This is a genomic window from Cupriavidus pauculus (assembly GCF_008693385.1).
In the GTDB taxonomy this organism is placed as follows: Bacteria; Pseudomonadota; Gammaproteobacteria; order Burkholderiales; family Burkholderiaceae; genus Cupriavidus; species Cupriavidus pauculus_D.
In genome coordinates this window covers 1124487-1138220 of the sequence record NZ_CP044067.1, presented here as the reverse complement: position 1 = coordinate 1138220, position 13734 = coordinate 1124487, and the positions used below count along the sequence as shown (strand labels likewise).

The 13734-nt window shown below is 65.9% G+C and carries 12 protein-coding genes; 6 read left to right on the top strand and 6 right to left on the bottom strand.

Annotated features, from left to right (window positions below; genetic code table 11):
• The first annotated feature begins 3 nt into the window (after positions 1-3).
• The gene (locus FOB72_RS23475) at positions 4-630 is read left to right on the top strand and encodes a cytochrome P460 family protein (protein ID WP_150375079.1); all 627 of its coding nucleotides are present in this window, start codon (positions 4-6) and stop codon (positions 628-630) included.
• A gap of 7 nt (positions 631-637) precedes the next feature.
• Here the strand turns inward: FOB72_RS23475 and FOB72_RS23470 are convergent, their stop codons facing one another.
• Entirely contained in the window at positions 638-1570 is a 933-nt protein-coding gene (locus FOB72_RS23470; protein WP_150375078.1) for a LysR family transcriptional regulator, read from the bottom strand.
• A gap of 94 nt (positions 1571-1664) precedes the next feature.
• On the opposite strand from FOB72_RS23470, the gene pcp reads away from it, so the two are divergent.
• The 4 genes from pcp (at position 1665) to metE (ending at position 6868) form a co-directional block, all read left to right on the top strand.
• Positions 1665-2312: a pyroglutamyl-peptidase I gene (pcp, locus tag FOB72_RS23465; protein ID WP_150375077.1), complete on the top strand. Its 648-nt coding sequence runs from the start codon at positions 1665-1667 to the stop codon at positions 2310-2312.
• On the top strand, positions 2312-3547 hold the full coding sequence (locus FOB72_RS23460) for a YbfB/YjiJ family MFS transporter (protein ID WP_150375076.1): 1236 nt from the start codon (positions 2312-2314) through the stop codon (positions 3545-3547). Before pcp ends, FOB72_RS23460 begins: the two co-directional genes overlap by 1 nt.
• Positions 3548-3820: 273 nt before the next feature.
• On the top strand, positions 3821-4417 hold the full coding sequence (locus FOB72_RS23455) for a hypothetical protein (RefSeq protein WP_191002388.1): 597 nt from the start codon (positions 3821-3823) through the stop codon (positions 4415-4417).
• 159 nt (positions 4418-4576) lie between these two features.
• Positions 4577-6868, top strand: a complete 2292-nt coding sequence (metE, locus tag FOB72_RS23450; protein WP_150375074.1) for a 5-methyltetrahydropteroyltriglutamate--homocysteine S-methyltransferase — start codon at positions 4577-4579, stop codon at positions 6866-6868.
• Positions 6869-6889: 21 nt separating this feature from the next.
• On the opposite strand, the gene FOB72_RS23445 is transcribed toward metE, so the two are convergent.
• Positions 6890-7954 carry a D-cysteine desulfhydrase family protein gene (locus FOB72_RS23445; RefSeq protein ID WP_150375073.1) on the bottom strand — a complete coding sequence of 355 codons (1065 nt, stop codon included), beginning with the start codon at positions 7952-7954 and terminating at the stop codon, positions 6890-6892.
• Positions 7951-9474: a M81 family metallopeptidase gene (locus FOB72_RS23440; RefSeq protein ID WP_150377354.1), complete on the bottom strand. Its 1524-nt coding sequence runs from the start codon at positions 9472-9474 to the stop codon at positions 7951-7953. Before FOB72_RS23440 ends, FOB72_RS23445 begins: the two co-directional genes overlap by 4 nt.
• A gap of 115 nt (positions 9475-9589) precedes the next feature.
• Between FOB72_RS23440 and FOB72_RS23435 the strand changes: the two genes are divergently transcribed.
• Positions 9590-10513: a LysR family transcriptional regulator gene (locus FOB72_RS23435; RefSeq protein ID WP_150375072.1), complete on the top strand. Its 924-nt coding sequence runs from the start codon at positions 9590-9592 to the stop codon at positions 10511-10513.
• On the opposite strand, the gene FOB72_RS23430 is transcribed toward FOB72_RS23435, so the two are convergent.
• From FOB72_RS23430 to gcvA, 3 genes are all read right to left on the bottom strand, one after another.
• Positions 10491-11648, bottom strand: a complete 1158-nt coding sequence (locus FOB72_RS23430) for a CaiB/BaiF CoA transferase family protein (RefSeq protein ID WP_150375071.1) — start codon at positions 11646-11648, stop codon at positions 10491-10493. The genes FOB72_RS23435 and FOB72_RS23430 overlap by 23 nt on opposite strands.
• Positions 11649-11676: 28 nt before the next feature.
• Complete coding sequence (locus FOB72_RS23425) at positions 11677-12651, bottom strand: Bug family tripartite tricarboxylate transporter substrate binding protein (RefSeq protein WP_150375070.1); 975 nt, start codon at positions 12649-12651, stop codon at positions 11677-11679.
• Positions 12652-12763: 112 nt separating this feature from the next.
• Complete coding sequence (gcvA, locus tag FOB72_RS23420; RefSeq protein WP_150375069.1) at positions 12764-13678, bottom strand: transcriptional regulator GcvA; 915 nt, start codon at positions 13676-13678, stop codon at positions 12764-12766.
• Between the last annotated feature and the right edge of the window lie 56 nt (positions 13679-13734).

Sequence of the window (13734 nt, the reverse complement as noted above, 5' to 3'; positions counted from 1 at the left end):
CAAATGAGTGCATATCGAGGATCGGTGCGTCGCGGGTGGCGCGGTGCGTTAGTGGCCGCCGTGGCCACCGTGTCGATTGGCGTTGCCATCCATGCGCCGCACGCGTCGGCGGCCGACAAGCCCGGTGCGGCGGTCGATGCTTCGGGCAAGCTGCGGGTGCCCGATGGCTATCGCACCACATACAACTTCCTCGGCACGTGGGCAGTCGCCAAGGATCAGGGGGCGGGCTCGGAAGAACTCCACGTCGTCTATGCCTCGCCCGGCACCATCGATGCCTATCGCAAGAACGGGAGCTTTCCCGACGGCACCGTGCTCGTGAAGGAAGTGTACGTCGCGGCAACCGAGCCGATGACCACGGGCACCGTCAGCCATTCGGAGAAACTTCGCGGATGGTTCGTGATGGTGCGCGATGCCAAGGGGCGTTATCCGCAGGGTGACACGTGGGGCGATGGCTGGGGATGGGCGTGGTTCGACGATGGCAAGCCGACCGTGGCCTCCCGCAATCTGCCGATGAAAAGCGGTGTGCCGATGCCCACCTTCAACTACAAGCAGAACTGCCTGGCCTGCCATACGCCGGCCAAGGCGACCGAGTGGATTTTCACGCAGGGCTATCCGCCGCTCAAGAAATGACCGGCCTCTAAAGCGCCTGCACGGCTGCGGCGATCTCTTCCCGCAGCCACGTCACGCCCGCATCCACGCGCGCCCGCCGCGTGTGGATCAGATCGATATCGAACGCGGTCTCGGTCAGTGCCTTCGGCAGTTCGTAGATCCTGACATCAGGCGTGGCGAGTTGTTGTGCCGCGCGTCTGGCCATGGTCGCCACGAGATCGCTGCTGGCGACGGCGAGCGGCAGGGCGACGATATGCGAGAACGTCGCGGCCACGCGGCGATGCTCGCCCAATTGCTCGAGCCTGCCGTCGATGACGCCGCGCCGCGAGCCGTCGTCGCTGGGGACGAACAGCGCATGCGGCAGCTTCAGATAAGTCGCGAGATCGATCGTGCGGCGCTGGCGGGTTCCGCGCAGCAGTGGATGCTCGCGATGTGCGATGCAGACGAAATCTTCCCGATACAGCGTCGTCCGGACCATGCGCTTTGGCGTGGACAGGTGGCCGCTGATGGCGACATCCGCCACGCCGTGATCGAGCTGATCGTGGATGGTGGCGCGGTCCAGCGCCATGACGCGCAGGTCGATATCGGGTGCCGATCGCCGAAGGCGGCCGATCACATGCGGCAGCAGCACGACGTCTGCGTAGTCGCTGGCGGCGATGGTGAAGCGGCGGCCCGCCGGCACTGCGGGGTCGAAGGCCACGGTCTGACCCATGGTCTGACGGACATGATCGAGCGCGAGCGATATCCCGGGCATCAGCGCGTGCGCCAATTCGGTCGGCTGCATGCCGGCGGTACCCCGCACGAACAGATCGTCGCCGAACAGCGCGCGCAGGCGCGTGAGCGCGTTGCTGACCGACGGTTGCGCGCGGTTCAGGCGCTGGCCCGCGAGCGTGACATTGCGGGTTTGGTAGAGCGCTTCGAACGTAACGAGCAAATTCAGATCGACGCGGGATAGATTCATGCTGTGAATGTCATGGATATCGAATATCCATTTCAGGAATGCGGATCAGATGCTTACGATATCTGTTTCGATGATTTCGTGCACGGGGGATTCCATGGACACAGTACTGGTAACGGGCATAGAGCCATTCGATGGCGAGACGCTGAACCCTTCATGGGAGGCGGTGCGTGCGGTGGACGGGCGCGTCGTCGGTGAGGCGCGCATCGTGGCGCGCCAGTTGCCTTGCGTGATTGGCGAGGTGCGGCAGGCGCTGATCGGCCATATCGAGACGGTCGATCCCGTGCTCGTGCTGTGCCTCGGACAGGCAGGCGGCCGTCCCGATGTGTCGATCGAACGCGTGGCGATCAATATCGTCGATGCGCGCATTCCGGACAATGCCGGGCGGCAGCCCGTCGATGTGCCGGTGGTCGGGGGCGGTCCGGTCGGTTATTTCTCGACGCTGCCGATCAAGGCATTGGTGCGCGCATTGCGCGAGGCGGGCATTCCAGCGTCGGTGTCGCAGACGGCGGGCACTTATAACTGCAACACCATCTTCTATTCGCTCGCGCATTACATCGCGACGGAGCGGCCGGCATTGCGCGGCGGGTTCGTGCACGTGCCGTATCTGCCGGAGATGGCCGCCCATCATCCCGGGGCACCGAGCCTCGATGTGCGGACGCTGATTGCGGCCATCGAGGTCATGGTCGCGACATCGCTGGCGACGGTGCAGGACGTCAGGGAGTCGGCGGGGGCCACGCACTGATGGCCATCGCGAGGGCTGTCGAGGGCGCTGACGGCGCGAGGCCGGTGACCGGCCCATGGACCGTGGCCGTTGCAGGACTCGTCTGCCTTGCGGTGTCGCTCGGCATCGGCCGGTTTGCATTCACGCCACTGCTGCCGATGATGCTGCACGACGGCACCGTCACGCTCTCGCAGGGTGGGGCGCTGGCCACTGCGAACTACGCGGGCTATCTCGCGGGATCGCTGCTCGGTCTGGTCTGGCGTACGGAGTCCGCGCGTACGGCGCGATACGCATTGGTGCTCACGGTGCTGCTCACCTTTGCCATGGCGTTGCCCGGCAGTCTGGCGCTATGGATGCTCTGGCGCGCGCTGGCCGGCATGGCGAGCGCGCTGGTCATGATTCACGCGACGGCATGGTGCATGCAGGGGCTGACTGGGCTTGGCCGTCCCACGTGGATCGGGCTGATGTTCTGCGGCACGGGGGTGGGCATCGTTCTCACTGGGACCCCCGCATTCGCGATGGCGGCGATGCACTGGAGCGCGCGGCAGGGGTGGGCGTGCTTTGCCGGCGTGGGCGCGGTACTCGTCGCGGCGATCTGGCGCGTGCTCACGCCATGGCCCACCGGCGTGGGAACGCGGCCCGGCGATGGGCCCGGCGATGGGGCCGGTGATGGGGCCGGTGATGGGGGTTCGGCGCCGTGGCTCGCCCCGCGCGCGCTCGCGCTAACCGCGGCTTACGGGCTGGCCGGCTTCGGCTACATCATCACCGCGACGTTCCTGCCCGTCATCGCGCGGCAGGCGATGCCGGGCAGCATCTGGGTGGATCTGTTCTGGCCACTGTTCGGCGTGGGCGTGACAATCGGCGCGGCGCTCGTCACGCGCGTCGGCAGCCATCGGGACAACTGGCGCATGCTGGCGGGGCTGTACCTCACACAGGCGGTCGGCGTCGCGCTCGCGGCAGCATGGCAATCGACGAACGGCCTCGCGCTCAGCAGCGTGCTGGTAGGCCTGCCTTTCACCGCATTGATCGCCGTCTCGATGCGCGAAGCCCACCGCCTGGCGGGCCCGCGCTCCCCGACGCTGATCAGCCTGATGACGGCGATCTACGCCGTGGGCCAGATCGCCGGACCGCCACTGGCGGCAACGACGGTGGCGCGCACGGGCAGCTTCGGTGTGTCACTGTCGATTGCAGCGGGGGCGCTGACGGTGGGGGCAATGATCTGCTTCGCGATGCGAGCGAGAGGACCGCGCTGCTGATGACTGGATTTGCTTAAGGACGAGACGGTGTTGCACCGACGGATGCACACTTGCGTGAGTTGAAGCGAAGAACGTAAAAGCCCGCCTGTCGGCGGGCTTTTACTGTGTTGCTTACTGTGCTGCTTACTGTGTTGCTTACTCCTACGTCCCTGGGGGGAGGCTTGCGCCCGCGAGTCCCAAAGCTCATGGGCCCGACTCTAAGGCATCCGGCAAATGACGTCAACAACGAAAGAAACGATCCATGCTGTCAGGCGCGTTATCTCCACTGCGCGCATGGAAACCTACGAGGCGGCATGCCAGGTCGTGGGCGATGAAAGTCCCGCGGCGCTGGAGTTGTACGCCTGGAACGCAAAAGTATCGGGTGCCTTGATGCCCCCTCTTCATGTCTGCGAGGTCACGGTTCGCAATGCCGTAGCGGATGTGTTGGAGGCGATCTATGGCCCGCTCTGGCCGTGGTCCGCCACGTTCGAAAGAAGCTTGCCGGCCGGCCCGATGGCCACGGCGCTTCGGCAGGCACGCGACGGTTGTTCGTCGGCGGGAAAAGTCATCCCGGAACTCTCGTTTCACTTCTGGCAGCGAATGTTCACCAGCCGCTACGATGTCCGGCTATGGCAGCCGCATCTGCTGAGAGTATTCCCAAATCTGGATGCGGGTAAGCCAGTGTGCCAGCTCAGGCAAGCGATCTATGGCGACCTGGAGCAGGTTCGCAAGCTGCGCAATCGTATTTCGCATCACGAGCCAATCTTCATGCGCGACCTGACCGAGGACTTCCAGCGAATTGTCGGACTGGTCCGTATGAAATGCGTCGTTACGACCGGCTGGATGCTCGGCCACCAGCATGCGTTGGCGCTTATCCAGTCGCGGCCATAAAGCCCCTGTAGCGGGCAAGGTGCCCGGCGGCGGTGCCGATGCATAGCGTGCGGACGATGCGTATGAACGCGATTCATACGTTTCTGAAAAATGACCATTTTACTTCATGGCCGGTGATTTCTAGAATCGGGCATCGACCTGAATACGGAATGACCTGCGATGACCAAGACCCATAACCTCGGCTTCCCGCGCATCGGCGCAAAGCGCGAGCTCAAGTTTGCCCTCGAGTCCTACTGGAAGGGCGAATCCTCGCGCGAGGAACTGACGCGCGTCGGTGCCGCGCTGCGATGGCGGCACTGGAACGACCAGAAGGGGCTGGACCTCGTACCTGTTGGCGATTTCGCGTTCTACGACCAGATGCTCGATATGAGCTTTACGCTCGGCAACCTGCCGGACCGCGTGCAGGGTTTTCATGGCGATGCGCTCGACAACTACTTCCGCGTGGCGCGCGGCCGCTCGGCGCAATCCGCGGAAGAGCATGCCGCATGCTGCGGCGGCGTGGCCGCCGGCGAGATGACCAAGTGGTTCGACACGAACTATCACTACATCGTGCCCGAGTTTTCGTCCGCCACGACGTTCAGCCTCGATGCGTCGCGCCTGCTCGAGCATCTGGCCGAAGCGCGCGCGGCCGGTGTGCAGGCCAAGCCCGTGATCGTGGGCCCGTTGACCTATCTGGCGCTGGGCAAGGCCAAGGATGACTCGGACAAGCTCGCGCTGCTGGCGCGTCTGCTGCCCGCCTATGTCGAACTGCTGGCGACGCTCGCCGCGCAGGGCGTCGAATGGGTGCAGATCGACGAGCCCATCCTCGTCACGGAACTCGACGACGCATGGTGCGCGGCGTTCCGCACGGCCTATGCCACGCTGAACGGTGCTGGCGTCAAGCTGCTGCTGGCAACCTACTTCGGCCAGTTGCTCGACAATCTGCCGCTGGTATGCGAACTGCCAGTGCAGGGCGTGCACCTCGATGCCATCAACGCGCGCGGCGAAGTGGACGCGCTGATCGCGGGCCTGCCGGCCGATCGCGTGATCTCGCTCGGCGTGATCAACGGCCGCAATATCTGGAAGACGGACCTGAACGCCGTACTGGACTGGCTCGAGCCGGTGGCGAAGCAACTCGGCGACCGGCTGTGGATCGCGCCGTCCTGCTCGCTGCTGCACGTGCCGGTGGATCTGGCCAGCGAGCAGAAGCTCGATGCCGACGTGAAATCGTGGCTGGCATTCGCGCTGCAGAAGCTCGACGAACTGCGGGTGCTGGCCGGCGCGCTGCGCCATGGTCGGCACAGCGTGGCCGACGCGCTGTCGGCCAACCGCGCCGCGATCGACGCGCGTCGCCAGTCGCCGCGTGTGAACAACCCCGCGGTCAAGGCCGCCGTGGCCGCCATCGACGCCGCGCTCGGCAAACGCCAGCGCCCGTATGCGGACCGCGCACCGAAGCAGGCCGCGCATCTGAAGCTACCGCTGTTCCCGACCACGACCATCGGCTCGTTCCCGCAGACGGCGGCCATTCGCCATGCGCGCAGCCAGTACAAGGCCGGCGCGCTCGACGATGCGCGCTATCGGGCGGCAATGGAAGCGGAGATTGCCCGCAGCGTGCGCGAGCAGGAAGCGCTGGGCCTCGACGTGCTGGTGCACGGTGAAGCGGAACGCAACGACATGGTCGAGTACTTCGGGGAGCAGCTCGAAGGCTACGCGTTCAGCCAGTTCGGCTGGGTGCAGTCCTATGGCTCGCGCTGCGTCAAGCCACCGATCCTGTTCGGCGATATCAGCCGTCCGAAGGCGATGACCGTGGGATGGATCCAGTATGCGCAGTCGCTGACGAGCAAGCCGATGAAGGGCATGCTCACCGGCCCGGTGACGATCCTGAACTGGTCGTTCGTGCGCGACGACCAGCCGCGGTCGGTATCGTGCTACCAGCTTGCGCTGGCCATCCGCGAGGAAGTACTCGACCTCGAGCGCGCGGGCATCAACGTGATCCAGATCGACGAGGCCGCGCTGCGCGAAGGCCTGCCGCTGCGCCGCGCGCAGTGGAAGGCGTACCTGGACTGGGCGGTGGAATCGTTCCGCATCACGGCCAATGGCGTGCGCGACGAAACGCAGATCCACACGCATATGTGCTACTCGGAGTTCAACGACATCATCGCGTCGATCGCCGAGATGGACGCCGACGTGATCACCATCGAGACGTCACGCTCGGATATGGAGCTGCTCGACGCGTTCGACGACTTCAAGTATCCGAACGAGATCGGGCCGGGCGTGTACGACATCCATTCGCCGAACATCCCGTCGCAGGAACACATCGTGCAACTGATGCGCAAGGCGGCCGAGCGCGTGCCCGGCGAGCGGCTCTGGGTAAATCCGGACTGCGGCCTCAAGACGCGGCAGTGGGCGGAGGTACTGCCGGCGCTGACGAACATGGTGGCGGCGGCCCGGACGCTGCGGGCCGGGGGCTGACCGGCCCAGGGATGCCGCGCGTCAGCGATCGAGATACAACATCGACGACGACGTGCGGCGCACCTGATCGGCGTCGAACACCTCCCGGTAGGCGAACAGGCCCGGCATGCCGCCGGTCATGATGAACAGCACGCTACTGCCTGGCGGAATGGCGCCGTGCCGGATGTCGTGCAGCAGTCCGGCGAAGGCCTTGCCGCTGTAGACGGGGTCCAGCAGCAGCCCTTCTGTCTGCGCCATCAGCCGCACGGCCTCGCGCATGGCATCGGTCGGTATGCCGTAGTCGTCGCCGAGCTGGCCTTCGTCGATGCGCACCGCGTCGGCAGCCTCGGACGATGCGAACTCGAGCTGTGCCTGCAGGTGCCCGATCAACTCGCGCGTCTTTGTCATCGCCACGTCGCGAGGGCTCAGTACCGTGAACGCCTGCAGCCGTTGGGGCCGCGCGCTGGCCATCGCCAGCCCGACGGAGAGGCCCGCGTGCGTCCCGCAACTGCCGGTCGGGAGCACGATGTGAGAGAACGCCTCGCCGCGCTCCGCTTCCTGTGCCAGCAATTCCCGCGCGCCGGACACATAGCCGAGCGCGCCGACGGGCGTCGAGCCGCCGAGCCCCGCCACATAGGGTTTGAAGCCGAGCGAACGCAACACGGCCGCGCGCTCGTGCGCGAACGCCAGCGCATCGGTACCTTCGGGCACCTCGTGGACGGTCGCGCCCAGCAGCTTGTCCAGCAATACGTTGCCATTGTCGCGATACCCGTCGCCGTGGTAGCGCACCATCGGGGCGAGTACCACTTCGCACTTGAGGCCGAGCCGCGCGCACGCGGCCGCGCTGAGGCGTGCATGATTCGACTGCAGGCCGCCGGTGGTCACGAACGCATCGCACCCCTGCGCGAGGGCGTCGCCCATCAGGAACTCGAGCTTGCGGAGCTTGCTGCCGCCAGCGCCGAGGCTCATCAGGTCGTCGCGCTTGACGTGGATGGCCACGTCCTTGCCAAGTACGGATTCCAGCCGGTTCAGCCGCTGGATGGGCGTGGGACCGTCGAGGAGGCGTGCGCGGGCGATACGGTCGAGGGAATCGAACGGAGAGTTCATTGCGGTCCTTGCGAAGATTGGGCTGCGCGGAAGGCGGCGCCATTCGGCTTGAGCCGCATGCCGCAGGCAAGCGATGTCCAGGGGAGGTCGGCCGGGTCGGCGGCCATCGGTCCCGGGGCCTTGGCCACGAGGATCGCTTCCGCGATCGGACCAAAGTCGGCGCGGAAGTGCACCGAGCTCTTGTTGACGAGGATCTTCATGCGCTCCGGCTCGATGCCTGCCATGCGGAACAGGTTGCGATCGTTCATCGAGGTCTTGGCGCTGGAGACCACCACGCTGATGCCGCCGGCGCCACCGATGCGCAAACACGCGGTGGGACCGACATCGACCCTGGAACCGGTCATCATCGGGCCTTCGAACACACAGCGGCCATCGGACAGATAGGCGACCTCGAAGGACGCTTCGAGCGGCGCATCGCCGGCCACGCCAGAGTGGCCGCCGAGCGCGCAGGTAATGGTGGCACCGACGCCGGCCTCGTGCGCGAGCGCCGCCACGGCCGGGTCGTAGAGCAGGCCGAGCGCGGCGTCGGTGGCGCCGTTGTCGATCAGCGCGCGCAGCATGCCCGTGGTGTTCGCGTCCGCGCCGCCAAACGGGTTGTCCTGCGTGTCGGCGATCACGACCGGACGCGCGGCGTTCGCGGCAATCCGCATGGCCTCGCGCACGGCGGCGTCGGGCGACAGGAGGTCGATGGCCCATGCCCCTTCGTCATCCGCGACGGCTGCGTAGAGCGCGTCGACGGTAACGCGGGCCACGTTCGCGTCCTCGGCATAGCCCCACACCACGGGGCCGCAGCCGGGAAAGTCGGCCGCGGGAAACCCCGGCGTGAAAGACATCGAGGCGACCGGGGTGGTGGCTTCGAGGCCGGCGATACGTTCGTAGATCTGCTTCGCCGGCGCCATCAGTGTGCACATCGCGTTGACGGGAATCAGGAACGGCAGGCGCCGCGAGATGCGGGCCAGCCGCTGGCCACCGGCGATTCGCGATAGCAGCCGTGCGCAGGCACGCCCCGTATCGGCCATATCGACGTGCGGATACGTGCGATACGCGACGAGCGCGTCCGCCATCGCCAGCATGCGCTCGGTGACATTGGCATGGAGGTCCAGCGAGGCGACGATCGGGACTCGCGGGCCCACGATCTCGCGCAGTCGCGACAGCAACTCGCCTTCGCCGTCGTCGATATGCTCGGCGACCATCGCGCCATGGAGGTCGAGGTAGATCGCATCGGGCGCGAGGCGCGCGGCGGCATCGGTGATCTCGCCCGCAATGCGCTCGTAGGCCGCGCGCGTGACGTGCGCGGAGGGGCTGGCGGCGGCCCAGACGACGGGCAGCAGCGCATGCCCCTGTGCCTGCGCCTCCGCGATAAAGCCGCCCGCGGGAATGTTCACGTCCCGCAGCGCGAGCATGGCGTCGCCGCGCGACATCGCGGGAAAGCCTTCGCCGCGCACGAAGTTGTCGTAGTCGGCGCGGCTCGGCGCGAAGGTGTTGGTCTCGTGCTGGAAGCCAGCGATCAGAATCCGCATGATAGTCAGGGAACTCACAACGATTTCGGATGGTAGGGGCGGGAGGGGGTGATTGAAATAGCAACTTAAGTCGAATAGAGTTGCCATTTTGGCAACGCCTGAATCGGGGTGCGCAATGAACGACGTGAACCAGCGGCGGCTGCGTTACTTTCATGAAGTGCTGACGCTGGGCTCTATCCGCGCCGCGGCCGACCGCATCAATACGGCGCCGTCGGTCATCACGCGGCAGATCCGGCTGCTGGAGGAAGAGGTGGGCAGCGTGCTGTTCGAACGCGCGCCGCACGGCATGCTGCCGACGGAGGCAGCGCATCATCTGCTCGAATACTGGCGTGGGTGCCAGACGCAGAAGCAGCATCTGGAGGACCAGCTCAACCAGATGCGCGGGCTCGAACGCGGTCATGTGCGCCTGGCGATCGGCGAGGGCTTCGTCGATAGCCTGATGGACGATGTGCTCGGCGCGTTCTCTGACCGCTATCCGAAGATCGAGGTCGTGGTCAGCGTGGTGTCGGTCAGCGATGTCGTGGCGGAGGTGATCGACGACATCGCGCACGTGGGCCTGGCCTACAACCCGCCCGTCGCGGCGGATGCGCACTGCCGCGTCAGCGCATCGCACCCGGTGAAGCTGCTGGTCGGCGCATCCCACCCGCTCGCCCGGCGCAAGGGCCCGGTGTCGCTGGACCAGATACTGGCGCATCCGCTGGCGCTGATGAGCAAGGACTACGGCCTGGGGCAACTGATCCAGGCCGTGGCCTATGCGGAGAAACTGCGCATCGCGCCAGCGCTGACCGCCAACTCGCTCGTGGTCCTCAAGCGTTTTCTGCGCGCGGGCAAGGGCGTGACCTTCGCCCCGGAGTTCGCCGCCGTCCGGGAGCTCGCGTCAGGCGAGCTGGTCGCGCGGCCGATCCATCATCCGATGTTCCAGGCGGCACAGGCCAAGCTGCTGGTGCGCGCGGGGCGGCCACTGTCACCGGCCGCCGATGCCTTGCGGAAGTGGATGCTGTCGCGGATGACGGCGTTCAGCCGAGCCATTCCCGCATGACGGCTTCGCTGTGCTCGCCGACTTCGGGCGGCGCGGTCCAGCCGTCGGTGATATCGAAGCCGCTGTAGCGCATCGCGGGGCCGAGCGTCGGCACCTCGCCATACCGCGGATGATTCAGCGTCAGTTGCATGCCGCGATGCCGGACCTGCTGGTTCGCGAAGACCTGGCTCATATTGTTGACGGGCGCGCAGGGCACGCCCGCTTCCTCGAGCCGCGCGATGATGTCCGCGGTCGGCCATTTGCGCACCTCGGCGTCGAGCATGGCGTAGAGCTCGCCGCGGTGCACCACGCGTCCCGACATCGTGGCGAAGCGTTCGTCCTGAACGAGTTCCGAAAGACCCAGTATCTTCATGAACGATTCGAAGAACCCCTGGAAGCCCGCGCCGATGACGGCCCAGCCGTCTGCGGTCTGAAAGGCCTTGTAGGGAACCTGCTGCGCATGTTCGGATCCCCATTTCTGGGGCTCCTGTCCGGTCATCAGATACTCGAGCGCGGCGTTGGCGAGAAAGGCGATCTCGCTCTCCAGCAGGCTGGTCATGACGCGCTGACCCCGGCCCGTTCGCTCCCGCTGTAGCAGCGCGGCGATGATCGCGGTCTGACAATTCATCCCTGCAAGCATATCGAACGCGGAGGTGCCGAGCTTGACCGGCGCGCCTTCGCGGGAGCCCGTGATGCTCATATACCCGCCGACACCCTGGATCGTGAGATCGAACGCGCCGAGCCCAGCGTCCGGACCATCGGGACCGAATCCCGATATCGACGCATAGATCAGTCGTGGCGCGTCCGCCGCCAGCGCCTCGTAGTCCAGGCCCATGCGGCCCATGATGTCGGGACGGAAGTTTTCCAGCACCACGTCGGCCTTGAGGCAGAGCGCGCGCGCGGTCTGCTTGCCTTCGTCGCTGCGAAGGTCCAGCGCGATGGACCGCTTGTTGCGGTTGGTCGCGTACCACGTGATGCCGTTGTCCTTGAAATAGGGCGGCCCCTGTTCGCGCAGCGGATCGCCGCCGTCCGGCGATTCGACCTTGACCACATCCGCCCCGAGGTCGCCAAGCAGCTGGGCGCAGTAGGGCCCCGCAAAGAATCGCGTGAAATCGAGAACCCGTACACCACTCAGCGGCTTGTCTGTCTTCTGCATCGTTCTGTCTCCTTGGGATGGGTGAGGGTCATTCGGCCTTGATGTTCGCTTCCCTGACGATCCGGGACCAGTTGGCGACTTCGGAGCGCGTGCGCGCCTGCACCTGGTCGGCGGGCAGGCTCACCGCCTGGACGCCCTGCTTGTCGAAGGCCTTGCCGACCTCCGGCGACGAGACCACGAGCGCCACCTCCTTGCCGAGCTTGTCGACGGCGGCCTGGGGCGTGCCCTTGGGTACGGCAAGGCTATAAAGCGCGGTCACTTCGAATCCGGGAATGCCGCTCTCCGCGACGGTCGGCACGTCGGGATACGTCGCGAGCCGCTGGTTGCTCGTCACGGCCAGTACGCGCAGCTTGCCGGCCCGGACGTGCGGCTCGATCGTCGATGTGCTTTCGACGGTGAACGAGATCTCGCCACCCATCAACGCGACGATGGAGGGACCGCCGCCCTTGTAGGGCACGTGCGTGGCCTCGAATCCGGCCGCGCGCTTGAGCATCTCCGTGATCAGATGCGGCGTGCTGCCGATACCCGAGGACGAGTAGTTGTACTTGCCCGGATTGGCCTTCATCAGCTTTACGAAGTCGGCGAAGTTCTGCGCCGGAAAACTTTCGGCGACCACCAGCGCGTAGGCGCCGACGCCGAGGCTCGCGACGGGCAGGAAGTCGCCGACCGGATCGTACGGAATATTCTTGTACAGGCTCGGGCTCGCCGAGAACATGATGGAATTGACCATCAGCATCGTGTACCCGTCGGCTGGCGATTTTGCGGCGATGGAAGTCCCGACCGTGATGCCCGCGCCGGGGCGGTTATCGACGACCACGGCCTGCTTGATGCGCGGCGAGAGCCGGTCGCTCACGATGCGCGCGAGGTTGTCGTTGGCCCCTCCGGGCGGTTGCGGGACGATGAGGCGGATGGGCTTGTCGGGATAGGTGGGCTCGGCCGCCGCGGGCGTGACGCCGATTGCCGCGCCGAGCATGACCATCAAGACGGTGAACTTCTGCAGCATGGGTGTCTCCTCTTTATCGTTTCCATCGTCGTGGCGATCCCATTGTGTGTCAGGGGTACGCGGGTAGAAAGCGATAAAAAGTTGTCACGTCATGCGCGCGGAAGGGGCGTGCCTACGGCGATGGCGCGGTCGGCTTGCGGGCTTCTTCGTGGATCCATGCGCGGAACAGCTCGAGCCGCGACTCGTTCCGCTTGGCCTCCGGAAAGACGAGGCAGTAGGCGTCGTCACTGACGAAGGTTCCCGGAAACGGCACCACGAGGCGCCCGGTGGCCACTTCGTCCTCGATCAGGATACGCGGCAGCAGTCCCAGGCCCAGCCCGGCCACGGCCGCCTGCAGCACCATATAGAGATGCTCGAAACGCGGCCCCGCAATGCCGTTGACGCCGGATACGCCGTGGCTCTGCATCCATTGCGGCCAGCAGGTCTGGCGGCTCGTCTGCTGCAGGAGCACATGATGTCCGAACTGCGTGAGGGATTGCAGATGCTCGCGATGCGCGTGGTAGTAACCCTGCGAACACACCACGAGTAACTCCTCGCCCACGAGCGGTTCGGTAACGACCGTGCCGGGCCAGTCGTTCGCACCGTAATAGATGGCGGCGTCGAGCGGCTCCGACTGGAAGTCGAACGGATGCGCGCGCGTGGAGAGATTGACGAAGATATTGGGAAAGCGCGTGGAGAAATCCGCCAGCCGCGGAATGAGCCAGCGCGCGCAGAACGCGGGCGGCGTGGCCAGCCGGATGATGCCGCCCTTGCCCTTGTGCGCGAGCAGGTTCACCGTGGCCGTCTGCATCTGTTCGAGCGACGCGCGGATATCTTCCACATAGCTGCGTCCCGCTTCGGTGAGGACAAGGCGCTTCTTCACGCGCTGGAACAGCATCAGGCCCAGGTATTCCTCGGTCTGGCGGATCTGACGGCTGACGGCGCTCTGCGTCAGGTTCAGCTCCTGCGCGGCGCGCGTGAAACTCAGGTGGCGCGCGGCGGCCTCGAAAGTGCGTAGTGCGGTCAGTGAAGGTAGTTGCCAACTCATCGTTCGACCATCGGGTCCTCACCAGGCTTCCAGCAAGGCCCTTAGTTCCTCCATGT